Genomic DNA, 25507 nt, shown 5'->3' on the forward strand with positions numbered 1-25507 from the left:
ATTTATTAAAATCAATGTAATGTATAACTTTAGTCGACAGGGTAAAAAACCGAAATCAGACTTTCCTGAAACAAGATGTAACATTGTGAATGGTTGTTTCATTTGCGCTGCATCGCAGCTAACTAATGGCTATTAACCTGATGTAATCGCTTTCATTATCCCGCCATGCGGGAACGAACGGGGGAGAGGCGCGGAACGGAGTGGGGGAAAACAGCAAGAAAAAGGCCAGCGCGAGGCTGGCCTTTGAAACGGTAAAGCGCGCGCTTATTTCAGGCCGGCGGCTTCGCGCAGCAGGGCGGCTTTGTCGGTTTTTTCCCATGGGAAATGTTCGCGACCAAAGTGGCCGTACGCCGCGGTTTCTTTGTAGATCGGGTGCAGCAGATCCAGCATCTGGATCAGGCCGTACGGACGCAGGTCGAAGAATTCACGCACCAGCAGAGTCAGTCTGCTCGGAAGCAATTTTTTCGGTGCCGAAGGTTTCAACCATGATAGAGGTCGGCTCGGCCACGCCGATAGCGTAGGAAACCTGAATCTCACAGCGGTCGGCCAGGCCTGCGGCAACGATGTTTTTCGCCACATAGCGCGCCGCGTAAGCCGCGGAACGGTCAACTTTCGACGGATCCTTACCGGAGAACGCGCCGCCGCCGTGACGAGCCATGCCGCCGTAGGTATCAACGATGATTTTACGTCCGGTCAGGCCGCAGTCGCCCATCGGGCCGCCGATAACGAAGCGGCCGGTCGGGTTGATGAAGAATTTGGTGGCGCTGTTCAGCCATTCGGTCGGCAGAACCGGCTTGATGATCTCTTCCATCACCGCTTCCTGCAGCGATTTTTGATCGATATCTTCCGCGTGCTGAGTCGACAGCACCACCGCATCGATGCCGACGATTTTGCCGTCGTCATACTGGAAGGTCACCTGGCTCTTCGCATCCGGACGCAGCCACGGCAGCGTGCCGTTTTTACGCACTTCAGCCTGACGCTGCACCAGACGGTGGGCGTAGGTGATCGGCGCCGGCATCAGCACGTCGGTCTCGTTGGTGGCGTAGCCAAACATCAGGCCCTGGTCGCCCGCGCCCTGCTCCAGCGGATCGGCACGGTCAACGCCCTGGTTGATGTCCGGGGACTGCTTGCCGATAGCGCTCAGCACGGCGCAGGAGTTGGCGTCAAAGCCCATATCGGAATGCACGTAGCCAATTTCACGAACCGTGTTACGGGTGATCTCTTCGATATCAACCCATGCGCTGGTGGTGATTTCACCGCCAACCAGAACCATGCCGGTTTTGACGTAGGTTTCACACGCGACGCGGGCCTTCGGATCCTGGGCAAGGATCGCGTCAAGCACGGCATCGGAGATTTGGTCAGCAATTTTGTCTGGATGCCCTTCTGATACGGACTCGGACGTAAAAAGGTGTTTTGCCATGTTTTATTTTACCTGTGGAGTATTCGTATAGCTCATACTGTTGTGTGGAGAGGCTTTGTTAGACGACTCTACCAAAGCTTGCAGGTAGTGACACGAGCAGTCTGAGTGTTAATCAGTATAGACGGATTAACTTCTGGACGGCTATTTTAGGTCAAATCTTAATCCCATTTCCAGACTTTTTTGATGCGCATCGCATTTATGCGCAATAGCCGGTGGAAATTTTTCCTGCCAGACGCGGCAACACGCATATTTTTATTTTGCATTTTAGCCTGCTTATCGGTATAAAACGCCGCGCGCGGCTCATTATGACAGCGCACGAAGAGTACCTCGTGACGCCACTTCCAGCCGGGTTAAGCACTCTGTGTTAACAGAATCCCGCAGCGGCCCTTCCGCCTGCTGCCAGGTAGATAGCTTTGGCTTGTCGCTGGCCCGTTTCGGGGCAGTGTGGAGGTGATACCAGATAATGAACCCACGTTTTTCACCTGATTCGTCGCGTCGTTCCGTCGCGCGTCACTATCCCGCAATCTGCATCTCTTTCATGCATACCTGCCGATGTTCTACCCATTTCGGCGCTTCTCAGGATTCCAGGGCCGGAAGGTCGTCAGAAAACTGAACAAGGGCTCTCTTGCCGCTATCGCAAGAGTTTTCTCGTGGTTTCTCCGGACTGTCACACTACGTTCGGGTACGTGTTTTATTATCATATGAAAAAGAAACCGGTCGCGCAGCCGCAGCGCCAGCACTATCTGCTGGGGTTTAGGACTGTTCATGGGTTGTTATCGCGTCTTTGGACTGCGATAGTGGTTAACTGTCTTACACTTATTACTAAAATTGAGGTTCGCTATGTCTGACGACATGTCTATGGTTTCGCCTTCGTCAGCAGGCGAACACGGTGTACTACGTTCTATGCAGGAGGTGGCGATGAGCTCCCAGGAAGCTAGCAAAATGCTACGTACTTATAATATTGCCTGGTGGGGTAATAACTACTACGACGTCAACGAACTGGGCCATATTAGCGTTTGCCCGGATCCTGACGTACCGGAAGCGCGCGTCGATCTTGCCGAATTAGTCAAAGCGCGCGAAGCGCAAGGGCAACGCCTGCCTGCGCTGTTTTGCTTCCCGCAGATCCTGCAGCATCGCCTGCGCTCGATTAACGCCGCCTTCAAGCGTGCGCGCGAATCCTACGGCTATAACGGCGACTACTTCCTGGTTTATCCGATCAAGGTTAACCAGCATCGCCGGGTAATTGAGTCGCTGATCCACTCCGGCGAACCGCTGGGCCTCGAAGCGGGCTCGAAGGCGGAGCTGATGGCGGTGCTGGCGCATGCTGGCATGACCCGCAGCGTGATCGTGTGTAACGGCTATAAAGACCGTGAATATATCCGCCTCGCGCTGGTGGGCGAAAAGATGGGCCACAAGGTCTATCTGGTCATCGAAAAGATGTCGGAAATCGCCATCGTGCTGGAAGAGGCCGAGCGCCTGAACGTGGTGCCGCGTCTTGGCGTCCGCGCGCGTCTGGCCTCGCAGGGCTCCGGAAAATGGCAGTCCTCCGGCGGCGAGAAATCGAAATTCGGCCTCGCGGCAACGCAGGTTCTGCAGCTGGTTGAGATTCTGCGCGCGGCGGGGCATCTGGAAAGCCTGCAGCTGCTGCACTTCCACCTCGGCTCGCAGATGGCCAACATTCGCGATATCGCCACCGGCGTGCGCGAATCCTCACGCTTCTACGTCGAGCTGCATAAGCTGGGCGTCAATATTCAGTGCTTTGACGTCGGCGGCGGCCTGGGCGTGGACTATGAGGGCACCCGTTCGCAGTCCGACTGTTCGGTGAACTACGGCCTCAACGAGTACGCGAACAACATTATCTGGGCGATCGGCGATGCCTGTGAAGAGAACGGCCTGCCGCACCCGACGGTGATTACCGAATCCGGGCGCGCGGTTACCGCGCACCATACCGTGCTGGTCTCCAATATTATCGGCGTTGAGCGCAACGAATACACCGAGGCGACCCCGCCTGCACAAGATGCGGCGCGCCCGCTGCAGAGCATGTGGGAAACCTGGCAAGAGATGCACGAGACCGGCAACCGCCGCTCCCTGCGTGAATGGCTGCACGATAGCCAGATGGATCTGCACGATATTCATATCGGCTACTCTTCCGGCACCTTTAACCTGCAGGAGCGCGCCTGGGCGGAGCAGCTGTATCTGAACATGTGCCATGAAGTGCAGAAACAGCTCGATCCGAGCAACCGCGCGCACCGCCCAATCATTGACGAGCTGCAGGAGCGGATGGCGGATAAAATTTACGTCAACTTCTCGCTGTTCCAGTCGATGCCGGACGCGTGGGGTATCGATCAGCTGTTCCCGGTGATGCCGCTGGAAGGCCTGGACATGGTGCCTGAACGCCGCGCGGTGCTGCTCGATATCACCTGCGACTCCGACGGCGCGATCGATCACTACGTCGACGGCGACGGCATCGCCACCACCATGCCGATGCCGGAATTCGATCCTGAGAATCCGCCGATGCTGGGCTTCTTTATGGTCGGCGCCTACCAGGAGATCCTCGGCAACATGCACAACCTGTTCGGTGATACCGAAGCGGTGGACGTGTTCGTCTTCCCTGACGGCAGCGTCGAAGTCGAGCTCTCCGATGAAGGGGATACCGTGGCGGATATGCTGCAGTACGTGCAGCTGGACCCGAACACGCTGCTGACCCAGTTCCGCGATCAGGTGAAAAACTCCGGTCTCGACGAGGCGCTGCAGCAGCAGTTCCTCGAGGAGTTCGAAGCGGGACTGTACGGCTACACTTATCTGGAAGACGAGTAAAATGCGCCGGGCCCTCTCTGCTGAAGGAGGGGGCATCAGGTCACGCAAACGCGATACCGACTTGAACCCGCACGCATTAACGGCGATAATTCGCCCAACAAGCAGTCACCCTATTCAAACCCTTCCTCGTCGGGCCTAACGACGCGGAGGGGTTTTTTTATGTGCATTTTTAACTACATCGCCTGTAAAAAGAGGTCACACCCATGAGCACTTTAGGTCATCAATACGATAATTCCCTGGTCTCTAACGCGTTTGGTTTTTTGCGTCTGCCGCTGAACTTCCAGCCGTACGACAGCGACGCCGACTGGGTGATCACCGGCGTTCCTTTTGATGCGGCAACCTCCGGTCGCGCGGGCGGGCGTCACGGCCCGGCAGCGATTCGTCAGGTTTCCACCAACCTGGCCTGGGAAGGTAACCGCTTCCCGTGGAACTTCGATATGCGCGAGCGTCTGAACGTTGTTGACTGCGGCGATCTGGTTTACGCCTTCGGCGACGCGCGGGAAATGAGCGAGAAGCTGCAGGCGCATGCGGAAAGGCTGCTGGCGGCCGGGAAACGTATGCTCTCCTTCGGCGGCGATCACTTCGTCACTCTGCCGCTGCTGCGCGCGCACGCAAAACATTTTGGTAAAATGGCGCTGGTGCATTTCGATGCCCATACCGACACCTACGCCAACGGCTGCGAGTTTGACCACGGCACCATGTTCTACACCGCGCCGAACGAAGGCCTGATCGATCCGAACCATTCCGTGCAGATCGGTATCCGCACCGAGTTCGACAAAGACAACGGCTTTACCGTGCTGGACGCGGGCCAGGTTAACGATCGCACCGCTGACGATGTTATCGCTCAGATCAAACAGATCGTCGGCGATATGCCGGTCTACCTGACCTTCGACATCGACTGCCTGGATCCGGCGTTTGCGCCGGGCACCGGTACGCCGGTGATTGGCGGGCTGACCTCGGATCGCGCGATCAAGCTTGTACGCGGCCTGAAGGATCTCAACATCGTCGGCATGGACGTGGTGGAAGTGGCGCCGGCCTACGACCAGTCCGAGATCACCGCCCTGGCGGCGGCGACTCTGGCGCTGGAAATGCTCTATATCCAGGCGGCGAAAAAGGGCGAATAAGCCTCAGGCGCTAACGGCTGCTGCGCGACGCATGCGCAGCAGCAGTACGCCACCGGCAAGCAGGGTCACGACCTGCGACGCCACCAGTACCGAAAACCCTGAACTGACCGAGCCTACCGTCTTCATCACCAGCCCCATCAGCAGCGGGATAAACGCCGCGCAGATATTGCCAATACCGTTAATTATCCCGTAGGCGCTGCCTACCGCCTCCTTCTCCGCGTGGTGCTGCACCACCGCCGGTATCGCCGCCCCCTGAAGCCCCCAGAAGATATTGGCCGACAGCATAAACAGCGCCAGCCACGCCGGCTGATGGCTGAGCATCAGCGCCAGTATCGAGCAGGCGGTCAGAAAGCCGCCGCTAATAAACAGCAGCGGGGCCTGCTCGGGACTCATTTTATCGAGCAGCACGCCGCCAAGAAATTTTGAGCCAAGGCTGAGCAGAAAGGGGATCGCCGCCAGCACGCCGGTCGCCTGTAGCGAGAAGTGGTGCTCATCGCGCAGCCAGGCCGGCAGCCAGGCGCTGCTGCCCCACAGATAGCTGAGGGTGGCGATCTCGACCAGCAGGATCCAGCCGAGGAGCGGCGTCCGCCAGGCCAGCCGAAAAGTCTGCCTGAAGCCGGAACGGCACCTTTTCGCCGCCGCCGCCGGAGCCGGCAGGAAGCGCCAGATCAGCCCGCCGCCGAGCAGCAGATTCAGCGCGGCCAGGCTATAGAAAGAGCCCTGCCACCCCTGATGTTCGATTAAAAAGGTGACCAGCGGGAAGCCCGCCGCCAGCCCCAATGAGACCCCGAGCGCGGTGATCGCGTTCGGTTTGCCGATCTCGCCGGCGGCGAAGCTGTCGCTGATAAACCGCGTTTTGAGTGAAAATAGCGGTCCTTCCGCAATGCCTAAGATAACGCGGGCGATCAGCATCCCGAACAGCGAGCCGAGCAGCGGAGAAACGGCGCATACCGCCGCCCAGATAGCGATGCTGATTAACAGCCCCTGCCGATAGTGGAGGCGGTTTTCTATCAGCGGGGTCAATAGTAATGCCGACAGCCCATAACCCCCGAGAAAGCAGGTCATTAGCATTCCCTGTAACATTCTGTTTTCATTTAGCTGAAAGTGGGCGGCGAAATCAGGATTAATTATCATCACGGATATATTCACCCGGTCAATATAAGAGATGATAATTAACAACGTCAGCGCGATTGTTCCCTGCCATCTTGCGGTCATTTTTATTCTTTTCTCCCGGTCTGTTATGAATCAATGGCGCTATTTTTAAATAGCGGTGATAGTCACGCATGTAAAATGATTCATAGGTGAAGCTTGTTGTTTTATAATAAATTAATTTATTTCTGTTTCACCAGTGAAACCCGATGTTAAACCGGATTTATCATTTTTAATGATTATCATGAAAAGAAGTCAATAGTCATTTTCGAAAATTTAAGCGCCTGCTTAATGTATTTTCACGCCACCTTTTAAATATCACAATTTCATATCACAGCAATTTTTCGTGATCGATTGCACACTTAGATAATTAAATCACGATCTATTAACAAATCCTTCACATTGCCGCTTGACGAAAGATTGAACGCTTTTATATTGACCGTATTAAATAAGAAACAGAGTTTCATATATGAAACAAAGCCTGGAGGATCGTGATGAGCTGGATAGGCGTATGTGACGCAGAGCAGGTACAGGAAGATTTCCCTTATAGCGGCAATATCGACGGTAAAGAGATCGGCATTTATCTGGTTGATGGCGAGTATTACGCGCTGGAGGACGTCTGTCCCCACGCCTACGCGCTGCTAAGCCAGGGCTTTGTGGAGGACGGCAAGGTCGAATGTCCGCTGCATGAAGCGGTATTTGATGTGAAAAACGGTCAATGCCTGCACGGGCCGGGCGGTCGTAACCTCAATCGTTATCCGGTGCGGGTATTCGACAATCAGATCCAGATTACTTTTATCGAGGAGAGCGTCGCATGAGCGAAACCCTGAACTTCAACCCGGCGCTGCCGGAAAGCCGCCAGTTTACGCCGCCCGCCGAAGGCGGAAACGGCCATATCCACAAGCCGGGCGACTACGAAAATCTTATCTGGCAAACCCGCAGCCGCGTTCCGGAGAACTGGGAACTGCAGCTTATCGCCACCCTCGAAGGGCTGTTTGAGCAGGGCGCGGAGAGCCTGACGCAGCTGGTGGACGGGCTGAACGGTCTCCGCATGCACGACCAGCAGGGCGAACCGTGGAGCGAAGCCAGCTTTGAGGCTTTTTTGCAGGTAAACGGATACTGAGGACACAGCGATGACGACAACGGTACAAAACTATCTCGATAAAGGTTTACGCGGCCTGTGGTATCCGGTTTTGGCAAGCTGGGAGGTGCAGTCCGCGCCGGTGGGCATTACCCGCCTCGGCGAGCAGATCGTTATCTGGCGTAATAAAGACGGTCAGGTGCAGGCGCTGGAAGATCGCTGCCCGCACCGCGGCGCGCGCCTGTCGATGGGCTGGAACCTCGGCGACCGCATCGCCTGCTGGTATCACGGCGTGGAAGTGGCGGGAAGCGGCGAAGTGAAAGATGTCCCGGCGGTCGACAAGTGTCCGCTGGTGGGCCAGCAGTGCGTGCGCAGCTATAGCGTTCAGGAAGCGCACGGGGCGATCTTTTTATGGTTTGGCGCCACGGCGAACCAGCAGCCGGATGAGCTGAGCTTCCCGGAAGAGCTGGCTAACGGCGACAAATACAGCAATTTTCTCTGTACCGCCGCGTGGAAATGCAACTATCAGTACGCGCTGGAAAACGTTATGGACCCGATGCACGGCACCTACCTGCACTCCTCTTCGCACTCGATGGCGGAGGGCGAGCGTAAAGCGGACATGGTGCTGCAGCCGACCAAAACCGGCTTCATCTTTGAGAAGAAAGGGCAGAGCGGCGTCAACTTTGACTGGGTGGAGCTCGGCAACAGCGGCGCCTGCTGGATGCGCTTGTCAATTCCGTACCAGAAACGCTTTGGGCCAGGAGGCCACTTCTTTATCGTCGGCATGGTGGTGCCGGAAGATAACGACAACTGTCGGGTCTTTTTCTGGCGTATTCGCGGCGTGCAGGGCTGGCAGCGCGATATGTGGCGCTTTATGTACCGCAACCGTCTGGAAAAACTGCACTGGGAAGTGCTGGAGCAGGATCGCGTGGTGCTGGAGAGCCTGGCGCCGAACGCCCGCGACCATGAATACCTCTATCAGCACGACGTCGGGCTATCGCGCCTGCGCCGCATGATGCAAAAAGCGGCCAAAGAGCAGCTGGCGGCGCGCGAAGAACAGCAGGGCGCCGCCTGATGAACGGGCTGCTGAACGAAAAACGTATCGTGGTGACCGGGGCCGCGCGCGGGCTGGGCTATCACTTTGCCAAAGCCTGCGCGGAGCAGGGCGCGAAAGTCGTGATGTGCGACATCCTCGAGGGCCAACTGGCCGAGAGCGCGCATGGGCTCAGCGAACGGGGTTTTGCCATCGAGTCTTACGTTATCGATCTGGCCGATCCGCGCTCAATCGCGCAGGTTTTTAGCGCGATTGGCGAACGGGGCTCCATCGACGGGCTGGTGAATAACGCCGCGATGGCCACCGGCGTCGGCGGCAAGAATATGATCGATTACGATCCGGATCTGTGGGATCGGGTGATGTCGGTTAACGTCAAGGGCACCTGGCTGGTGACCCGGGCGGCGATACCGCTGCTGCGTGAAGGCAGCGGGATCGTTAACGTGGCGTCGGATACCGCGCTGTGGGGCGCGCCCCGCCTGATGGCCTACGTCGCCAGCAAAGGCGCGGTTATCGCCATGACCCGCTCAATGGCGCGGGAGCTCGGCGAGAAGCGCATTCGCATTAACGCTATCGCGCCGGGTCTGACCCGGGTTGAGGCCACCGAGTACGTTCCGGCTGAACGTCATCAGCTGTATGAGAACGGCCGGGCCCTGAGCGGCGCCCAGCAGCCGGAAGATGTCACCGGCAGCGTGGTGTGGCTGCTCAGCGAGCTGTCGCGGTTTATCACCGGACAGCTGATCCCGGTCAACGGCGGATTTGTTTTTAACTAAAGAGGCGAGGCGGTATGGCAAACGAGCGGGAAGTGAAGTACCTGGTGCCGGGCCTGGAGCGGGGGCTGGAGCTGCTGCTGGCGTTTGGCGAGCAGCATCGCGATCTCACCTTCGCCGAGCTGCATCGGCTGGTGGATATGCCGAAGGCGACCGCCTATCGCGTGGTGCAGACGCTGGAATATATGGGCTTTCTGGAGCGCAATCCGCGCACCAATACCTTTTCGCTCGGGATGAACGTCCTGCGTCTGGGCTTTGAGTATATCGCCTCCCTGGATGTGGCGCAGGTCGGTCAGCCGGTGATTGAACAGCTGCGCGATACCAGCCAGTGCAGCAGCCACCTGGCGATCCGCGACGGGCGCGACATTATCTACATCGCCCGCGTCAGCGCCGCCGGCTCGCGCATCAATCAGGTCAGTATCGGCACCCGCCTGCCGGTCCACTGCACCTCGCTTGGCCGCATGCTGCTGACCGATGTCTCCCGCCGCGAGTTCGAACAGTTGTTCCCTGACGAGCGGCTGCCGGGCAATACGCCGGGGCAAATGCATGACCGCGAAGCGCTGTGGCAGATGGTACAGCAGGATAAAGCGCGGGGCTTTGTGATTGGCGAGTCCTTCTACCGTCACGGCATCTCCTCCATCGTTTACCCGGTCTACGATCGCAGCGGACGGGTGGCGGCGGTCGTCAGTATCCTGGTGCCGTCGGATGAGATCCCGCAGGCCGATCGCGAGCGGCTGCAAAACGATGTCAGCATGGCGGCGGACAAAATTTCAGGCTTCCTCGGGCATTTAGCTCAGGCCATTTAAATCAATATTTTAACTGCAGGCGCTGATCTGCGTCGGGCATGTTTTACGCCCAAATCCGGGCGACAGAACGGTAAAGAGGCAACGAACGATGAGTGTAACCGGAATTGAAACGCTGGAATTTGGCGTCGACGACCTGACCCATAGCGCCAAATTTATGCGTGATTTTGGCCTGACGAGCGATGCCGGCGGCCGGGGTTTTACCACCCTGAGCGGCGCCCGGGTCATGCTCAATCCGATCAACAGCCCGGATCTGCCGCCCGCCTTTGAGGCGGGCAACACCCTGCGCCGGATGAGCTGGGGGGTGGCGGACCAGGCGGCGCTGGACGCGCTGCGGCCGAAGCTGGCGCTGCAGCCGGCCTTTCGCGAAGTGGACGGCGCCCTCGAGTGCCAGGATCCGAACGGCATGACGCTGCGGGTCCAGGTAAGCCAGCAGACGCCGGTTGAACTGGACGTTGAGCCGATAAACCAGTGGGGCGACGTGCGGCGGATCGATACGCCGAGCCCGGTTTATGACCGCGCCCAGCCGATCAACATCGGCCACGTGGTGTTCTTCGTTGAGGAACTGGCGGCGGTAGAGACCTTCTATCGCGAGGTGCTGGGTTTCCAGGTTTCCGATCGCTATATCAACCGCGCGGTGTTCCTGCGCTGCGGCGCCCGCGGCGGGCATCACAATCTCTTCTTATTACAGCTGCCGACCCCCAGGCGCGGCCTTAACCACGTCGCCTTTACGGTGCGCGATATTCACGAAGTGATCGGCGGCGGGATCGCGATGAACAAAAGCCAGTGGAGCACCTTTATCGGCCCCGGCCGCCACCCGGTCTCTTCGGCCTACTTCTGGTACGTCAACAGCCCGACCGGCGGGGCGTTTGAGTACTACACCAACGACGACTATCTGACGGAAAACTGGCAGCCGCGCGAACTGGAACACTCCCTGGTCTCCTTTACCGAGTGGGCGGTGGAGGGCGGTATCGACCACGATACCCGCCGCCAGCAGAAAAAGCCGGAGGCGGTATGACGGTGCGGATAGTGATTATCGGCGGCGGCCAGGCCGGCGGCTGGGCGGCAAAAACGCTGCGTGATGAAGGCTTTGACGGCGAGATTTGCGTCATCGCCGAAGAAGAATGGGATTTTTACGAGCGCCCGCCGCTGTCGAAAGCGGCGCTGCTGGAGGCCGAACCGACGCTGCCGCGTCTGTTTAGCGCGGAAGCTCAGCGGGCGCTGGACCTGAAGTGGTATCGCCCGCAGCGCGCTGAGGCCATCGATCGCGAGGCGAAAACCGTGCGCCTGAGCGGCGGCGAGCGGCTGGCCTACGACCGCCTGCTGATCGCCACCGGCGGCCGCGCCCGCCTGCCCGGCGAGGCCTGGGCGCAGCACCCGCAGGTCTACACCCTGCGCCACTGGCAGGATGCCCGGCGCCTGAAGGCGCGCCTGGCGGCCAGCACCCGGCTGGCGATCGTCGGCGGCGGCTGGATTGGCCTCGAGATCGCCGCCTCGGCGCGCAAAAGCGGCGTCGAGGTCACGCTGTATGAACAGCAGCCGGCGCTGTGCATGCGCTCGGTAAGCGGCGAGGTGTCGCAGGAGCTGGAGTGGCTGCACCGCGAGCAGGGGGTCAACGTGCGCACGGGATGCGGCGCGCTTGGCCTCGAAGATAGCGACGGCCTGCCGGTTATTCGCTGCGATGGCCAGCGTCAGACATTCGACGCGGTGGTGGTGGGGATCGGCGTCGATCTTAACCTCGAGCTGGCGCAGGAGGCGGGTCTGCCGGTCGATCGTGGGATCGTGGTCGACGCCCAGGGGCGGACCGCGGATCCGGCTATTTTCGCCGCCGGCGATGTCGCCCGCCATCATCGGTATGGTCTGTGCATTCAGTCGTGGGCCTTTGCCCAGAATCAGGCGGTGGCGACGGCGAAGGCGATGCTCGATCCGCAGGCCGAGGGCTACGACGAAGCGCCGTGGCTGTGGTCGGATCAATACGCGCACAATATTCAGATCCTCGGTATTCCCCAGCCGGGAACCCGGACGGTGGTTCGCCGCGATCCGCAAGGGCCGCTGTTTTTCTCGATCGCTGGCGACGGCCGGCTCAGCCAGGCTGGTGGCGTTTAACGATGCGCGCACCGTCAAGCTGGCGAAGCGCTGGATGGCAACGGGGAGGGATCTTTCCGCGGTGCCGCTCGACGATCTGACCTTTTCGCTGATGTCATTGCGATAACACCCGCGCACCCTTAAGGGGGAGAGATGACCACATTAGAGACAAACACCGCGCCCTCCGTGGCGGGCGGTGAGGGCGTCCACGCGCCTGAAAAAACGGTTCGCTGGGCCATTCCGCTGGCGCTGCTGGCCTGCGTGCTGCTGGCGTTCTTCGACAAAATCAGCATTGCGGCGCTGTTTTCCGATAGCCACTTCCAGCAGGCGATGGGCATCGGTTTTGATACCACGCGCCTCGGCATCCTGATGAGCGCCTTTTTACTGAGCTACGGCTTCTCCTCGGTGCTGCTCAGCGGGCTGGGCGACCGCATCGCGCCGCTGCGCCTGCTTACCGGCATGATGGTGGCGTGGTGCGTATTGATGGTGATGATGGGCTTCACCCACAGCTACGGCGCCATGATCGTGCTGCGCGTGCTGCTCGGTATCGCCGAGGGGCCGCTGTTTCCGCTGGCTTTCGCCATCGTGCGCCATACCTTCCCGCAGCGCCTGCAGGCGCGCGCCACCATGCTGTGGCTGCTCGGTACGCCGGTTGGCGCGGCCATCGGCTTCCCGCTCTCCATCTGGCTGCTCAGCACCTTCGGCTGGCAAAGCACCTTCTTTGCGATGGCGATGCTGACGGTGCCGGTGCTGATTTTTGTCCGTATCAGCCTGCGCGGCATCCGGCTGGAGGGCAAAACCTCCGCGGCCGAGAGCCCGCGGGAAGAGCGGCGCAGCGCGCGCCGGGAGCTGTTTGTCAGCCCGCACTTCTGGATGATTTGCGTCTTCAATATCGCCTTCCTCGCCTATCTGTGGGGCATCAACGGCTGGCTCCCCGGCTACCTGATTAAGGGCAAGGGCATCCACCTGGAGCACGCCGGCTGGCTGTCGTCGATGCCGTTTATCGCCATGCTGCTCGGCGAAATTATCGGGGCGTGGCTTTCCGACCGGGTGGATAAACGCGCGGCGGCCTGCTTTATCTCGCTGGCCGGGGCGGCGCTGGGGCTGGCGGCGGTGATGCACTTCACCAGCCCGCTGACGGTTATTGCGGCGATGAGCTTGAGCACCTTCATGTGGGGAACCGGCGCTCCCAATATTTTCGCGCTGCTGGCGAAGGCGACCCATCCCCGGGTCAGCGCCACGGCGGGTGGGATTTTCAACGGGTTGGGAAACTTTGCCGGCGCGCTGTCGCCTGCGGTGATGGGCGCGCTGATCGCCTTCACCGATAGCATGGATTCCGGACTGATCTTTCTGGCGGTGATGGCGGTCGTAGGCTGTCTCCTGTTGCTGCCGCTGCTAAGACGTTACTGAGGAGAAGACGATGACAGATACAAGCGTAACTGCAAAACGGGGCCTTAAGCCTGAGCACCTGACGATGGAAGAGTGGATTGAGTCGCGTATCGCGCGCTTTGAAGGGCGCAAATATGACTGGAACGCGCTGAAGTTCCAGGCCGATTTCGACCCGAAATACCGCCGCGCCCAGATGCGCTACATCGGCACCGGCGCCACCGGCGTGGCCAGCGACACAAATACCGTGGCGGCGGAGAATTTCACCTTCTCCACCATGGTGCTGCCGGCGAAGTGCGAAGGGCCGCTGCACCTGCACGATGACGTCGAAGAGGTGTTTTTCATGCTCAAGGGGCAGATCACCCTGATGGTTCAGGACGGCGATAGCTACACCGAAACCGTGCTGCGCGAGCGCGACCTGATCTCCGTCCCGCCGGGGATCTATCGCGGGCTGTTTAACCACGGCGAAGAGGAGGCGCTGATGTGCGTGATGCTCGGCACCCGCAAGCCGAATATCCCGACCTACCCGGAAGATCATCCCCTGTCGAAAGTGAAGCGGAATTAAGGAGGCGGTATGACGGGTTTTCGTCAACAGGGGAGCGGCACGCCGCTGATGCTGCTGCACGGCATCAGCTCCGGCGCGGCCTCCTGGCATAAACAGATGGCGCTGCCCGGCTACCGCGTGCTGGCCTGGGATATGCCCGGTTATGGCGAAAGCCCGATGCTCTCGACCGAGCGTGCGGATGCCGGCGACTACGCCGAAGCGCTGGCGCGGCTGCTCGACCGCGCCGGCGTTGAGCGGGCGGTGCTGGTGGGCCACTCGCTGGGCGCGCTGGTGGCCAGCGCCTTTGCGGCAAAGTATCCCGGGCGGGTTCTGCGCCTGGTTTTAGCCGATGCCGCTCAGGGCTACGGCCGGGCAGAAGCCGCGCAGCGTGAAAAAGTCTGGCGCGGCCGGCAGCGGCAGATGGCCGCCGGCGGCGAAGCGATGGCGCAGGACCGGGCGGCAAAGCTGCTGCACCCCTGTAGCGATGAGGCCAACGTCGCCGTCGTCGCCGCCGGCATGCGCAGGCTGCGCGCCGAGGGCTACCTGGCCGCGGCGTGGATGCTGGCCCATGACGATATTCACCGCTGGCTTGGCGATTTTGGCGGTCGCTTTGAGGCGTGGTGCGGTGAACAGGATGCCATTACCCAGCCGGAGCTGGTGCACGGCCTGGCGCTGCGCTACCGGATGCCGTACGTCAGCATCCCGCGAGCGGGGCACGCCAGCTATCTCGATAACGACACATTTTTCAATCAACAGCTTTTACGGGTAGGGGAAGAGGTGCGCGATGAATGCACAAATTGAGGGCCGCGTAGCGGTGGTCACCGGCGGGTCGTCAGGGATTGGCTTTGAAACGCTGCGCCTGCTGCTGGCCGAAGGGGCGAAGGTCGCCTTCTGCGGCCGCGATCCGGACCGGCTCGCCGGCGCCCACGCGGCGCTGCAAAACGAATATCCCGGCGCGGAGGTCTTCTCTTACCGCTGCGACGTGCTGAAAGAAGAGGAGGTGCAGGGCTTTGCCGACGCGGTCGCGGCCCGTTTCGGCGATACCGACATGCTGATTAATAACGCCGGCCAGGGGTACGTGGCGCACTTCGCCGATACGCCGCGCGAGGCGTGGCTGCACGAGGCTGAGCTCAAGCTGTTCGGGGTGATTAACCCGGTAAAAGCCTTCCAGGCGCAGCTTGAGCGCTCGGATATCGCCTCGATCACCTGCGTGAACTCGCTGCTGGCGCTGCAGCCGGAGGAGCACATGATCGCCACCTCCGCCGCCCGTGCGGCGCTGCTCAACATGACCCTGACGCTATCGAAGGAGCTGATTAGCAAAGGCATTCGCGTGAACTCCATTCTGCTCGGCATGGTGGAGTCCGGGCAGTGGCGGCGGCGCTTTGAAAACCGCGCGGACAAGAGCCAGTGCTGGCCCGCGTGGACGGCGGATATCGCCCGGAAACGCGGGATCCCGATGGCGCGTCTCGGCAGGCCGAACGAGCCGGCGCAGGCGCTGCTGTTCCTCGCCTCGCCGCTGGCGTCGTTTACCACCGGCGCGGCGCTGGATGTCTCCGGCGGCTTTTGCCGCCATCTGTAAGGAGTTGAGATGAAAAAGATCATGCTCATCGGCTATGGCGCAATGGCGCAGGCGGTGATTGAACGGCTGCCGCCGCAGGTCGCTTTGGGCTGGGTGGTGGCGCGCGAGGCGCATCACGCGGCTATCCGCCGGCGCTTCGGCGATGCGGTGGTGGCGCTGACGGACCCGCAATCCTGCATGGACACCCCGGATCTGGTGCTGGAGTGCGCCAGCCAGCAGGCGGTGGCGCAGTTTGGCGAAGGGATCCTCAAGCGCGGCTGGCATCTGGCGGTGATCTCTACCGGCGCGCTGGCGGATGGCGAGCTGGAAAAGCGTTTAACGAGCGCCGGAGGCCGGCTAACTCTGCTTGCCGGAGCGGTGGCCGGTATCGACGGCCTGGCGGCAGCGAAAGAGGGCGGTCTTGAGCAGGTGACCTACCGGTCGCGCAAAAGCCCGGCCAGCTGGCGCGGCAGCTATGCGGAAATGCTCATCGACCTCAACGCGGTCAGTGAAGCGAAAATATTTTTTGAAGGCAGTGCGCGCGAAGCGGCTCGCCTGTTTCCGGCGAACGCCAACGTTGCGGCAACCGTGGCGCTGGGCGGCATCGGGATGGACGATACCCGGGTACAGCTGATGGTCGATCCGACGACCAAACGTAATACCCATACGCTGCACGTGCAGGGCGCGTTTGGCGAGTTCCACCTGGAGCTCAGCGGACTACCGCTCGCCAGCAACCCAAAAACCTCCACCCTGGCGGCACTGAGCGCGGTTCGCGCCTGCCGCGAACTGGCATAGCGCAAAGAGGCGACGATGGATGAGTTAAAGATTTTTATCGGCGGCCGCTGGCGCTGCGGCGGCGGCAACCTGATGCACAGCCTGTTTCCCGCCGACGGCTCGGTCAACGCCACGCTTCACGCGGCGAGTCTTGACGATCTGCATGAGGCGATCGCGCTGGCCGAAAGCGCCTGGCGCCAGCCGGCGTGGCGCAGCATGCTGCCCCATCTGCGGGCAAAGATCCTGCATAAGGTGGCGGATATTATCGAATCCCGCCTTGATGAGCTGGCGCGGATGCAGAGCCGCGACAACGGCAAGCCGCTGGCGGAGGCGCGAGGCCTGGTGATGAGCGCCGCGGGCAGCGCCCGCTACTTCGCCGCCGCCTGCGAACTGCTGGAGGGCGAACTGCCGACCCCCCGGCAGGCGGATCTGCTGACGCTCAGCCGCTACGAGCCGCTGGGCGTGGTGGCGGCAATCACCCCGTGGAACTCGCCGATCGCCAGCGAAATGCAAAAAGTGGCCCCGGCGATCGCCGCCGGTAACGCGGTGATCCTCAAGCCGGCGGAGGCCACGCCGCTGATGGCGCTGGAGCTGGCGCGGATCTTTGAACAGTCCGGCCTGCCGGCGGGCCTGCTCAGCGTCCTGCCGGGGAAAGGATCGGTGATTGGCGACGCGCTGGCCCGCCATCCTCTGGTGCGTAAAATTTCGTTTACCGGCGGCACCAGCACCGGACGTCATCTGGCGCACGTGGCGGCGGACAAGCTGATCCAGGCGTCGCTGGAGCTCGGCGGCAAATCGCCGACTATCGTGCTGGAAGATGCCGATATTGAGCAGGCGGCGCGGGGCATCTGCTACGGCATCTTTAGCTCCGGCGGCCAGGCCTGCATCGCCGGTTCGCGGCTGTTTGTGCATGAAAAAGTCTACCCGCAGCTGATGGCGCGCCTGCTGGAGCTGACCCGCGGGCTCAGGATCGGCCATCCGTTTAGCGCGGAGACCCACGTCGGGCCGCTGATTAATGCTAAGCACCGCGACAGCGTGCTGGAGTACGTCGAGCTGGCGAAACGCGAAGGCGGCCGGGTGCTGTGCGGCGGCGAGATCCCGGCGGATCCGGCGCTGGCGGCAGGCAGCTATTTTCAACCGACCATCGTTGAAGGGCTGACCAACGCGGCCCGCGCCTGCCGGGAGGAGATCTTCGGCCCGGTGCTGGTGGCGATGACCTTCAGCGATGAGGAGGCGCTGATCCGCGAAGCCAATGATTCCGTCTACGGCCTGGCGGCGGGGATCTGGACGCGGGATAGCGGACGCGCCCTGCGCTTAAGCGATCGCCTGGAAGCCGGGACGGTGTGGATCAACACCTACAAGGTTTTCTCCATTTCGACCCCGTTCGGGGGCTTTAAAGAGAGCGGCCTGGGCCGCGAAAAAGGGATTCAGGGGCTCAAGGCCTGGATGCAACAAAAGAGCATTTATCTGGCGACGGGTAATAGCGTCAACCACTGGTGCGACTAAGAGAAGGGTGTGCAATGAGCGAAATGATAACCGTCGGCGAAGCCATCGCCAGAACGCTGGAGCAGTACAAGGTTGAGGCTATTTACGGCGTCATCTCTATTCACAACCTGCCGATCGCCGATGCGGTAGGCCAGCGCGGAAATATCCGCTTTGTCCCGGCGCGCGGCGAAGCCGGATCGGTCACCATGGCCGACGCCCACGGCCGCTTTTCCGGGCTGGGCGTGGCGTTGACCAGCACCGGCGCCGGAGCCGGCAACGCGGTAGGGGCGCTGGTGGAGGCGATGAACGCCTGTACGCCGCTGCTGCACCTCACCGGCCAGGTGGAGAAGACCTGGCTCGATGCCGATACCGGTTTTATTCACGAAACCCGCGACCAGCTGACCTTCCTGAAGGCCAGCTCGAAGCGCGCGTACCGCATCAGCAACGCTAACCAGGCGATTGCGATTCTGCATAAGGCGATTCAGGAGGCGCAAACGCCGCCGTGCGGGCCGGTATCGGTTGAGATCCCGATTGATATTCAGGGCGCTAAAATTTCGGCATCGCTGGTGACCGCCGCGCTGAAAGCGGCTCCGGCGGCGGCTGCCGATAGCGCCGCCGTCGATGCGCTGTGGGCGCAGCTCCGGCAGGCTAAACGGCCGCTGCTGTGGCTGGGCGGCGGGGCCATCGGCAGCGCGGCGGCGGTGAAAAAGCTGGCCGATGCCGGGATGACCGTGATCTCCAGCACCCACGGCCGCGGCGTGCTGCCGGACGGGCACCGCGCCAGCCTGCGCGCGTTCCACAATTCGCCGTCCGTTGAAGCGCTGATGGCGCAATGTGACTTTACCCTGGTGGCGGGCTCGCGCCTGCGCAGCAACGAAACCCGCTCCTGGACCCTGGAGCTGCCGTCGCCAAGGGTGCAGATTGATATCGACCCGGCGGCGGCCAGCCGTAACTATTTGATGGATAACACGCTGATCGCCGACTGCGCCACTTTGCTGGCGGCGCTGGCGGAAAAAGCGCAGGGCCGCGAATGGGGCAATGTCCAGTGGGATGAGAAGGTCAAAGAGGCGGTCGCGCTGGCGGATCGCGGGCTGCGCGAGCAGTGCGGCGCCTACGCTCAGCTGAACGACGCCATCGCCCAGGCGCTGCCTGGCGACGGGATCCTGGTGCGCGATATCACCGTTTCCGGCAGCCTGTGGGGGAGCCGTCTGTTCCGCGCCCACGGCCCGTTAATGAACATCCACTCGCTGGCCGGAGCCATTGGCATGGGCCTGCCGATGGCGATCGGCACGGCGATTGCCAATCCGCAGCGTAAGGTGGTCGGCCTCGTCGGCGACGGCGGTCTGAGCCTCAATCTGGGGGAGCTGGCGACCCTGGCGCAGGAAAAAGCTAACGTCACGCTGCTGATTATGAACGACGGCGGCTACGGCGTGATGCGCGGGATTCAGGATAAGTATTTCGGCGGCCGCCAGTATTACAACGAGCTGCATACCCCGGATTTCACGCTGCTGGCGCAGGCCATCGGCCTGCAGGCGTGGAGCGTTGAGCGGGCGGAGGATTTCCTGGCGGTGATGACCGAAGCGCTGGCGATGCCGGGGCCGTCGGTGGTGGAGATCAAAATGGGAGAGATTGGCGCCCTGCGCTTTGCCGGGCCGCCGCAGAAAACGCTGTATTAAGTCGTTCCCCCTCTCTGGCGCGTGCAGAGAGGGGCGCCGGGACTATTTAATGCCGTCCGCCTGCATGCGATCGCGGATGTGCTGAGCGCGCTCCTGCGATACCGGGTGATCGTCAAACATTGAGCTTTGACGCCCGGCTTCCAGTTTGGCCAGCTTCTCGAAGCTGGTGGCCAGTCCCGACGGATTAATTCCGCGCTTACGCAGCAGATCGTACGAGTAGTCGTCCGCTTCCGACTCCTGGCGCTGGGAGAACTGCGAGTTCACCAGCTTTTCGCCCAGATCGCCCAGCCTGAGACTGGGACAGGCTGCCGACGATACCGCCCGCCGACGCGGCGGCGGCGCGAACGGCGTTGGTGCCGAGCGCCACCTGCATGCCTTTCTTCACGTGACCCAGCGCGACGTGGCCCATTTCGTGGCCGATAACCGCTTCCACTTCGTTATCGTTCATGATGTCCATCAGGCCGCTATAGACGCGGATGCAGCCGTTAGCCATCGCAAACGCGTTGACGTCTTTGGTTTCATAGACTTTGTAGTTGACCGGCTGGCCGTTGATATTGTCGCCCAGCGCGGCGGCGATTTTATTCAGACGCTTGCTGTATTCGCTGCTGGCCGGCGAAAGAGTGGCTTTGCTGTCCATCTCTTTGCAGGCCTGATCGCTGAGGGCTTTGACCTGCGCGTCGCTCAGAGAATAGGCCTGGAAAGCTTCGGCGCCGGAGCTGAGGAGGGCGTTGGAGTCCATGTTCTGACATCCGGTAAGGGTTGCTGCAATCCCAAGGGCAAGAATAGTTGAGCGAATTTTCATTTTTATCTTCCACAATCTTACGATTTTTTGTCTGAAAAAGGCGACGATCAGCATGTCGCATCCTGCACAAATTATAAAGAGTATTGCGTGAGACGGGCGAGAGGATTCCGGGGCAGCACAACGTGTTCCGGAGATTTCTTAAACCACAAAAGGATGCTCCATGTACATGCTTTGCCGCTTGGGTTACATTGTTGACACTTTTTTCTGGCGTAGCCCAAAACGCGCTCTCGTCAAGTCGTTAAGGGTATGGCCTTCAACAGTCCGAACTGGAGTCAAAATGTCCTCACGTAAAGAGCTTGCTAACGCTATTCGTGCGCTGAGCATGGACGCGGTACAGAAAGCCAAATCCGGCCACCCGGGTGCCCCGATGGGTATGGCTGACATTGCCGAAGTCCTGTGGCGTGATTTCCTGAACCATAACCCGAACAACCCGGCCTGGGCCGACCGCGACCGCTTCGTGCTCTCCAACGGCCACGGCTCGATGCTGATTTACAGCCTGCTGCACCTCACCGGTTATGACCTGCCGATTGAAGAACTGAAAAACTTCCGTCAGCTGCACTCCAGAACCCCGGGCCACCCGGAAGTCGGCTACACCCCCGGCGTGGAAACCACCACCGGCCCGCTGGGCCAGGGGATTGCCAACGCCGTCGGCATGGCGATTGCCGAGAAAACCCTGGCGGCGCAGTTCAACCGTCCGGGCCACGATATCGTTGACCACTTCACTTACGCCTTCATGGGCGACGGCTGCATGATGGAAGGCATTTCTCACGAAGTGTGCTCCCTGGCCGGTACCCTGAAGCTGGGCAAGCTGGTGGCGTTCTATGACGACAACGGCATCTCCATCGACGGTCACGTGGAAGGCTGGTTCACCGACGACACCGCCAAACGCTTTGAAGCCTACGGCTGGCACGTGGTGCGCGGCGTGGACGGCCATGACGCTGAGGCCATCAAACGCGCGGTGGAAGAAGCGCGCGCGGTGACCGACAAACCGTCCCTGCTGATGTGCAAAACCATCATCGGCTTCGGTTCGCCGAACAAAGCCGGCACCCACGACTCCCACGGCGCGCCGCTGGGCGACGCGGAAATCGCGCTGACCCGTGAAGCGCTGGGCTGGCATCATCCGGCCTTCGACATCCCGTCTGACATCTACGCGCAGTGGGATGCGAAAGAGGACGGTCAGGCGAAAGAAGCGGCGTGGAACGAGAAGTTTGCCGCCTACGCCGGCGCCTTCCCGCAGGAAGCCGCTGAATTCACCCGTCGTATGAAGGGCGAAATGCCGGCTGACTTCGACGCCAAAGCCAGTGAATTTATCGCTAAGCTGCAGGCGAACCCGGCGAAAATCGCCAGCCGTAAAGCGTCGCAGAACGCGATTGAAGCCTTTGGCCCGCTGCTGCCGGAATTCCTCGGCGGCTCCGCCGACCTCGCGCCTTCCAACCTCACCCTGTGGTCCGGTTCGAAAGCGATTAACGAAGACAGCGCCGGGAACTACATCCACTACGGCGTGCGTGAATTCGGCATGACCGCGATTGCCAACGGGATTGCCCTGCACGGCGGCTTCCTGCCGTACACCTCCACCTTCCTGATGTTCGTGGAATACGCGCGCAACGCGGTGCGTATGGCGGCGCTGATGAAACAGCGTCAGGTGATGGTCTACACCCACGACTCCATCGGTCTGGGGGAAGACGGCCCGACGCACCAGCCGGTCGAGCAGGTGGCTTCGCTGCGCGTGACGCCGAACATGAGCACATGGCGTCCGTGCGACCAGGTGGAATCGGCGATTGCGTGGAAATACGGCGTGGAGCGTCACGACGGCCCGACGGCGCTGATCCTGTCGCGTCAGAACCTGGCGCAGCAGGAGCGTACGGCAGAGCAGCTGGCAAACGTCGCCCGCGGCGGCTACGTGCTGAAGGATTGCGCCGGGCAGCCGGAGCTGATCTTCATCGCCACCGGTTCGGAAGTGGAGCTGGCGGTTGCCGCGTGGGATAAACTGACAGCCGAAGGCGTGAAGGCGCGGGTGGTCTCCATGCCGTCCACCGACGCGTTTGACAGGCAGGATGCGGCGTACCGTGAATCGGTGCTGCCGAAAGCGGTCTCTGCCCGCGTGGCGGTGGAAGCGGGTATCGCCGACTACTGGTTCAAATACGTGGGTCTGAACGGCGCGATAGTCGGGATGACCAGCTTCGGCGAGTCTGCGCCGGCGGAGCTGCTGTTCGAAGAGTTCGGCTTCACCGTGGAGAACGTTGTCGCGAAGGCGAAAGCGCTGCTGTAGTTCTGAGCAACGCGCACCGCGACGGTGGTATAAGAATGAGCCGGGCTAACGCCCGGCTTTTTTGTGGCCGTTATTCCCGATGCTCGTCACGAGGCTGCATATTATTCCAGTGAAAATGTGATATAGGTCAGATTACAGGCTTCTCGTGCTGGACAAGCATTCCTTTTATTCCGCGTTTGGCTTATTCTAGCTGAAGCGTTTCAGTTGTCTAAATGTTCGACAATTAATCAATCAGTCGCAGTTTGCGACGGGTAAGGTTTCCCTCCGGGCGTTGCTGGATTACTCTGTCAGCCACCTCACATCAGGGATAACCTTGCAGGAGACCTATGACCATACGCATTGCGATTAATGGCTTCGGTCGCATAGGACGCAACGTGGTTCGCGCTTTATATGAATCCGGGCGTCGTGCGGAAATTACCGTGGTGGCTATCAACGAGCTGGCGGATGCTACGGGCATCGCGCACTTGTTGAAATATGACACCAGCCATGGGCGCTTTGCCTGGGACGTTCGCCAGGAGCGGGAGCAGCTTTACGTTGGCGATGATGTCATTCGCCTGCTGCACGAAGCTTCAATAGAGGCGCTGCCCTGGCAAGAGCTGGCGGTTGATATCGTACTGGATTGCACCGGGGTTTACGGCAGCCGTGAACATGGCGCAGCCCATCTTCAGGCTGGCGCGAAGAAGGTTCTCTTCTCGCATCCCGGGGGCAACGATCTCGATGCCACCGTCGTGTTCGGCGTGAACCATGACGAGCTGCGTGCAGAGCACCGTATTGTCTCCAACGCCTCCTGCACCACCAACTGCATTATTCCGGTCATTAAGTTGTTAGATGATGCCTGGGGGATTGAGTCAGGGACGGTAACGACGATCCACTCCGCCATGCACGATCAGCAGGTTATAGACGCCTACCATCCGGATTTGCGCCGCACGCGCGCGGCCAGTCAGTCAATTATTCCGGTTGATACTAAACTTGCGGCGGGGATCGCGCGTATTTTCCCGCAGTTTAACGACCGTTTTGAAGCGATCGCGGTTCGCGTACCGACGATAAATGTGACGGCGATCGACCTGAGCGTAACGGTGAAAAAACCGGTAAAGACTAGTGAAGTCAACCAGTTGCTGCAAAAAGCAGCGCAGGGAACATTTCATGGTATAGTTGACTATACGGAATTACCGTTAGTCTCGACAGATTTTAACCACGATCCGCACAGCGCCATCGTTGATGGCACCCAGACGCGGGTGAGTGGAGCGCATTTGATCAAAACGTTGGTCTGGTGCGATAACGAATGGGGCTTTGCTAACCGGATGCTCGACACCACGTTAGCGATGGCCGCTCAAGGTTTCAGGTAAAGCGCGTGAGCGCTTGCAAAACTTTATGAATCAACGAGAGGATTCACCATGTCTGTAATTAAGATGACCGATCTGGATCTGGCTGGTAAACGCGTTTTTATCCGTGCCGATCTGAACGTACCAGTTAAAGACGGTAAAGTAACCAGCGACGCGCGTATTCGTGCTTCTCTGCCGACCATTGAGCTGGCTCTGAAGCAGGGCGCTAAAGTGATGGTCACTTCTCACCTGGGTCGTCCGACCGAAGGCGAGTACAACGAAGAATTCTCTCTGCTGCCGGTTGTTAATTACCTGAAAGACAAACTCTCCAGCCCGGTACGTCTGGTTAAAGATTACCTGGACGGCGTTGACGTTGCCGCCGGTGAACTGGTCGTTCTGGAAAACGTTCGCTTCAATAAAGGCGAAAAGAAAGACGACGAAGAGCTGTCTAAAAAATACGCGGCGCTGTGCGACGTGTTCGTTATGGATGCGTTCGGTACCGCCCACCGCGCCCAGGCTTCTACCCACGGTATCGGTAAATTTGCCGACGTCGCCTGCGCCGGCCCGCTGCTGGCTGACGAGCTGGACGCGCTGGGTAAAGCGCTGAAAGAGCCGGCTCGCCCGATGGTTGCCATCGTCGGCGGTTCTAAAGTTTCCACTAAGCTGACCGTTCTGGACTCTCTGTCTAAAATCGCCGATCAGCTGATTGTCGGCGGCGGCATCGCCAACACCTTCGTCGCCGCTCAGGGCCACAACGTGGGCAAATCCCTGTACGAAGCTGACCTGGTTGACGAAGCTAAGCGTCTGCTGACGACCTGCGACATCCCGGTTCCGACCGACGTTCGCGTCGCGACTGAATTCTCCGAAACGGCAACCGCAACCCTGAAATCTGTTAACGACATCAAAGATGAAGAGCAGATTCTGGACCTCGGCGACGTTTCCGCGCAGAGGCTGGCTGAGATCCTGAAAAATGCCAAAACCATCCTGTGGAACGGCCCGGTCGGCGTGTTTGAGTTCCCGAACTTCCGTAAAGGGACCGAAATCGTGGCTAACGCTATCGCCGACAGCGAAGCGTTCTCCATCGCCGGCGGCGGCGATACCCTGGCGGCCATTGACCTGTTTGGCATCTCGGACAAAATTTCCTACATCTCTACTGGCGGCGGCGCGTTCCTCGAATTCGTGGAAGGTAAAGTACTGCCAGCAGTAGCAATGCTCGAAGAGCGCGCTAAGAAGTAAGTTTGTACAGGCGGGTAACACCGCCTGTTTTTCAAATTCTATTCAATTGTCGCTCTAAATAATTCGCGTTGCCGGCAGGCAGCGACACGGCGAACCCCGGCGGCTTACGCAAGTTAGCGGCGGCGGTAAGCGAGAAGAGCCAACGCACCGGCAGC

At 60.3% G+C, this 25507-nt stretch carries 21 protein-coding genes and 3 pseudogenes; 21 read left to right on the forward strand and 3 right to left on the reverse strand.

Going from position 1 to position 25507, the window contains the following annotated elements:
* Positions 1 to 264: 264 nt before the first annotated feature.
* A pseudogene (metK, locus tag ABOC21_RS03435) lies at positions 265 to 1420 on the reverse strand (methionine adenosyltransferase).
* A gap of 463 nt (positions 1421 to 1883) precedes the next feature.
* Here metK and ABOC21_RS03440 point away from each other — a divergent pair.
* From ABOC21_RS03440 to speB, 4 genes are all read left to right on the forward strand, one after another.
* Positions 1884 to 2033 (forward strand): hypothetical protein, encoded by a 150-nt coding sequence (locus ABOC21_RS03440; protein WP_426812450.1) that lies wholly within the window; start codon positions 1884 to 1886, stop codon positions 2031 to 2033.
* Positions 2034 to 2121: 88 nt separating this feature from the next.
* Positions 2122 to 2268 carry an acid stress response protein YqgB gene (yqgB, locus tag ABOC21_RS03445; protein WP_426812451.1) on the forward strand — a complete coding sequence of 49 codons (147 nt, stop codon included), beginning with the start codon at positions 2122 to 2124 and terminating at the stop codon, positions 2266 to 2268.
* Positions 2261 to 4237, forward strand: coding sequence for a biosynthetic arginine decarboxylase (gene speA, locus ABOC21_RS03450; RefSeq protein ID WP_426812452.1), 1977 nt, complete (start codon positions 2261 to 2263; stop codon positions 4235 to 4237). The genes yqgB and speA overlap by 8 nt, the downstream gene beginning before the upstream one ends.
* 203 nt (positions 4238 to 4440) lie before the next feature.
* The gene (gene speB, locus ABOC21_RS03455; RefSeq protein WP_426812453.1) at positions 4441 to 5361 is read left to right on the forward strand and encodes an agmatinase; all 921 of its coding nucleotides are present in this window, start codon (positions 4441 to 4443) and stop codon (positions 5359 to 5361) included.
* A gap of 3 nt (positions 5362 to 5364) precedes the next feature.
* On the opposite strand, the gene ABOC21_RS03460 is transcribed toward speB, so the two are convergent.
* Positions 5365 to 6576 carry an MFS transporter gene (locus ABOC21_RS03460; protein WP_426812454.1) on the reverse strand — a complete coding sequence of 404 codons (1212 nt, stop codon included), beginning with the start codon at positions 6574 to 6576 and terminating at the stop codon, positions 5365 to 5367.
* Between the two features lie 428 nt (positions 6577 to 7004).
* On the opposite strand from ABOC21_RS03460, the gene ABOC21_RS03465 reads away from it, so the two are divergent.
* The 14 genes and pseudogenes from ABOC21_RS03465 to ABOC21_RS03530 all read left to right on the forward strand — a co-directional run bounded on the left by ABOC21_RS03465 (position 7005) and on the right by ABOC21_RS03530 (position 19723).
* On the forward strand, positions 7005 to 7328 hold the full coding sequence (locus tag ABOC21_RS03465; protein WP_426812455.1) for a Rieske (2Fe-2S) protein: 324 nt from the start codon (positions 7005 to 7007) through the stop codon (positions 7326 to 7328).
* Positions 7325 to 7633: a recombinase-like helix-turn-helix domain-containing protein gene (locus ABOC21_RS03470; RefSeq protein WP_426812456.1), complete on the forward strand. Its 309-nt coding sequence runs from the start codon at positions 7325 to 7327 to the stop codon at positions 7631 to 7633. Before ABOC21_RS03465 ends, ABOC21_RS03470 begins: the two co-directional genes overlap by 4 nt.
* Positions 7634 to 7643: 10 nt before the next feature.
* Positions 7644 to 8666, forward strand: coding sequence for a Rieske 2Fe-2S domain-containing protein (locus ABOC21_RS03475; RefSeq protein ID WP_426812457.1), 1023 nt, complete (start codon positions 7644 to 7646; stop codon positions 8664 to 8666).
* On the forward strand, positions 8666 to 9415 hold the full coding sequence (locus ABOC21_RS03480) for an SDR family oxidoreductase (RefSeq protein WP_426812458.1): 750 nt from the start codon (positions 8666 to 8668) through the stop codon (positions 9413 to 9415). Before ABOC21_RS03475 ends, ABOC21_RS03480 begins: the two co-directional genes overlap by 1 nt.
* Positions 9416 to 9429: 14 nt before the next feature.
* Positions 9430 to 10218, forward strand: a complete 789-nt coding sequence (locus tag ABOC21_RS03485; protein ID WP_426812459.1) for an IclR family transcriptional regulator — start codon at positions 9430 to 9432, stop codon at positions 10216 to 10218.
* 88 nt (positions 10219 to 10306) lie between these two features.
* Complete coding sequence (locus ABOC21_RS03490) at positions 10307 to 11233, forward strand: VOC family protein (RefSeq protein ID WP_426812460.1); 927 nt, start codon at positions 10307 to 10309, stop codon at positions 11231 to 11233.
* Positions 11230 to 12427: pseudogene (locus ABOC21_RS03495) on the forward strand (NAD(P)/FAD-dependent oxidoreductase). The gene ABOC21_RS03490 and the pseudogene ABOC21_RS03495 overlap by 4 nt, the downstream one beginning before the upstream one ends.
* A gap of 26 nt (positions 12428 to 12453) precedes the next feature.
* A complete protein-coding gene (locus tag ABOC21_RS03500; protein WP_426812461.1) occupies positions 12454 to 13710 on the forward strand; it encodes an MFS transporter in 1257 nt (418 codons plus the stop codon).
* Positions 13711 to 13720: 10 nt separating this feature from the next.
* Positions 13721 to 14251 (forward strand): cupin domain-containing protein, encoded by a 531-nt coding sequence (locus ABOC21_RS03505; protein ID WP_426812462.1) that lies wholly within the window; start codon positions 13721 to 13723, stop codon positions 14249 to 14251.
* A 9-nt stretch (positions 14252 to 14260) separates the two neighbouring features.
* Positions 14261 to 15031, forward strand: a complete 771-nt coding sequence (locus ABOC21_RS03510) for an alpha/beta fold hydrolase (RefSeq protein WP_426812463.1) — start codon at positions 14261 to 14263, stop codon at positions 15029 to 15031.
* A complete protein-coding gene (locus ABOC21_RS03515; RefSeq protein WP_426812464.1) occupies positions 15015 to 15809 on the forward strand; it encodes an SDR family oxidoreductase in 795 nt (264 codons plus the stop codon). The genes ABOC21_RS03510 and ABOC21_RS03515 overlap by 17 nt, the downstream gene beginning before the upstream one ends.
* A gap of 9 nt (positions 15810 to 15818) precedes the next feature.
* Positions 15819 to 16583, forward strand: a complete 765-nt coding sequence (locus tag ABOC21_RS03520) for an aspartate dehydrogenase (protein ID WP_426812465.1) — start codon at positions 15819 to 15821, stop codon at positions 16581 to 16583.
* Between the two features lie 15 nt (positions 16584 to 16598).
* A complete protein-coding gene (locus tag ABOC21_RS03525; RefSeq protein WP_426812466.1) occupies positions 16599 to 18068 on the forward strand; it encodes an aldehyde dehydrogenase in 1470 nt (489 codons plus the stop codon).
* Between the two features lie 14 nt (positions 18069 to 18082).
* Positions 18083 to 19723, forward strand: coding sequence for a thiamine pyrophosphate-binding protein (locus tag ABOC21_RS03530; protein WP_426812467.1), 1641 nt, complete (start codon positions 18083 to 18085; stop codon positions 19721 to 19723).
* Between the two features lie 42 nt (positions 19724 to 19765).
* On the opposite strand, the pseudogene ABOC21_RS03535 reads toward ABOC21_RS03530, so the two are convergent.
* A pseudogene (locus tag ABOC21_RS03535) lies at positions 19766 to 20525 on the reverse strand (M48 family metallopeptidase).
* A gap of 277 nt (positions 20526 to 20802) precedes the next feature.
* On the opposite strand from ABOC21_RS03535, the gene tkt reads away from it, so the two are divergent.
* The 3 genes from tkt to pgk all read left to right on the forward strand — a co-directional run bounded on the left by tkt (position 20803) and on the right by pgk (position 25352).
* Positions 20803 to 22794 carry a transketolase gene (gene tkt, locus ABOC21_RS03540; protein ID WP_426812468.1) on the forward strand — a complete coding sequence of 664 codons (1992 nt, stop codon included), beginning with the start codon at positions 20803 to 20805 and terminating at the stop codon, positions 22792 to 22794.
* Positions 22795 to 23120: 326 nt separating this feature from the next.
* A complete protein-coding gene (gene epd, locus ABOC21_RS03545; RefSeq protein ID WP_426812469.1) occupies positions 23121 to 24140 on the forward strand; it encodes an erythrose-4-phosphate dehydrogenase in 1020 nt (339 codons plus the stop codon).
* A 48-nt stretch (positions 24141 to 24188) separates the two neighbouring features.
* Entirely contained in the window at positions 24189 to 25352 is a 1164-nt protein-coding gene (pgk, locus tag ABOC21_RS03550; RefSeq protein WP_426812470.1) for a phosphoglycerate kinase, read from the forward strand.
* Positions 25353 to 25507: the final 155 nt, after the last annotated feature.

This window comes from Klebsiella sp. WOUb02, from assembly GCF_050058015.1.
Lineage (GTDB): Bacteria > Pseudomonadota > Gammaproteobacteria > Enterobacterales > Enterobacteriaceae > Klebsiella.

What these genes read in the sequence shown, in the direction of transcription:
- ABOC21_RS03500 (WP_426812461.1), top strand. Translation starts at nt 12,454, where the DNA reads ATGACCACATTAGAGACAAACACCGCGCCCTCCGTGGCGGGCGGTGAG.
- ABOC21_RS03475 (WP_426812457.1), top strand. Translation starts at nt 7,644, where the DNA reads ATGACGACAACGGTACAAAACTATCTCGATAAAGGTTTACGCGGCCTG.
- ABOC21_RS03525 (WP_426812466.1), top strand. Translation starts at nt 16,599, where the DNA reads ATGGATGAGTTAAAGATTTTTATCGGCGGCCGCTGGCGCTGCGGCGGC.
- ABOC21_RS03465 (WP_426812455.1), top strand. Translation starts at nt 7,005, where the DNA reads ATGAGCTGGATAGGCGTATGTGACGCAGAGCAGGTACAGGAAGATTTC.
- ABOC21_RS03530 (WP_426812467.1), top strand. Translation starts at nt 18,083, where the DNA reads ATGAGCGAAATGATAACCGTCGGCGAAGCCATCGCCAGAACGCTGGAG.
- ABOC21_RS03520 (WP_426812465.1), top strand. Translation starts at nt 15,819, where the DNA reads ATGAAAAAGATCATGCTCATCGGCTATGGCGCAATGGCGCAGGCGGTG.
- ABOC21_RS03505 (WP_426812462.1), top strand. Translation starts at nt 13,721, where the DNA reads ATGACAGATACAAGCGTAACTGCAAAACGGGGCCTTAAGCCTGAGCAC.
- yqgB (WP_426812451.1), top strand. Translation starts at nt 2,122, where the DNA reads ATGAAAAAGAAACCGGTCGCGCAGCCGCAGCGCCAGCACTATCTGCTG.
- ABOC21_RS03515 (WP_426812464.1), top strand. Translation starts at nt 15,015, where the DNA reads ATGAATGCACAAATTGAGGGCCGCGTAGCGGTGGTCACCGGCGGGTCG.
- ABOC21_RS03510 (WP_426812463.1), top strand. Translation starts at nt 14,261, where the DNA reads ATGACGGGTTTTCGTCAACAGGGGAGCGGCACGCCGCTGATGCTGCTG.
- ABOC21_RS03460 (WP_426812454.1), bottom strand. Translation starts at nt 6,576, where the DNA reads ATGACCGCAAGATGGCAGGGAACAATCGCGCTGACGTTGTTAATTATC.
- ABOC21_RS03440 (WP_426812450.1), top strand. Translation starts at nt 1,884, where the DNA reads ATGAACCCACGTTTTTCACCTGATTCGTCGCGTCGTTCCGTCGCGCGT.
- ABOC21_RS03480 (WP_426812458.1), top strand. Translation starts at nt 8,666, where the DNA reads ATGAACGGGCTGCTGAACGAAAAACGTATCGTGGTGACCGGGGCCGCG.
- epd (WP_426812469.1), top strand. Translation starts at nt 23,121, where the DNA reads ATGACCATACGCATTGCGATTAATGGCTTCGGTCGCATAGGACGCAAC.
- speA (WP_426812452.1), top strand. Translation starts at nt 2,261, where the DNA reads ATGTCTGACGACATGTCTATGGTTTCGCCTTCGTCAGCAGGCGAACAC.
- ABOC21_RS03470 (WP_426812456.1), top strand. Translation starts at nt 7,325, where the DNA reads ATGAGCGAAACCCTGAACTTCAACCCGGCGCTGCCGGAAAGCCGCCAG.
- ABOC21_RS03490 (WP_426812460.1), top strand. Translation starts at nt 10,307, where the DNA reads ATGAGTGTAACCGGAATTGAAACGCTGGAATTTGGCGTCGACGACCTG.
- pgk (WP_426812470.1), top strand. Translation starts at nt 24,189, where the DNA reads ATGTCTGTAATTAAGATGACCGATCTGGATCTGGCTGGTAAACGCGTT.
- speB (WP_426812453.1), top strand. Translation starts at nt 4,441, where the DNA reads ATGAGCACTTTAGGTCATCAATACGATAATTCCCTGGTCTCTAACGCG.
- ABOC21_RS03485 (WP_426812459.1), top strand. Translation starts at nt 9,430, where the DNA reads ATGGCAAACGAGCGGGAAGTGAAGTACCTGGTGCCGGGCCTGGAGCGG.
- tkt (WP_426812468.1), top strand. Translation starts at nt 20,803, where the DNA reads ATGTCCTCACGTAAAGAGCTTGCTAACGCTATTCGTGCGCTGAGCATG.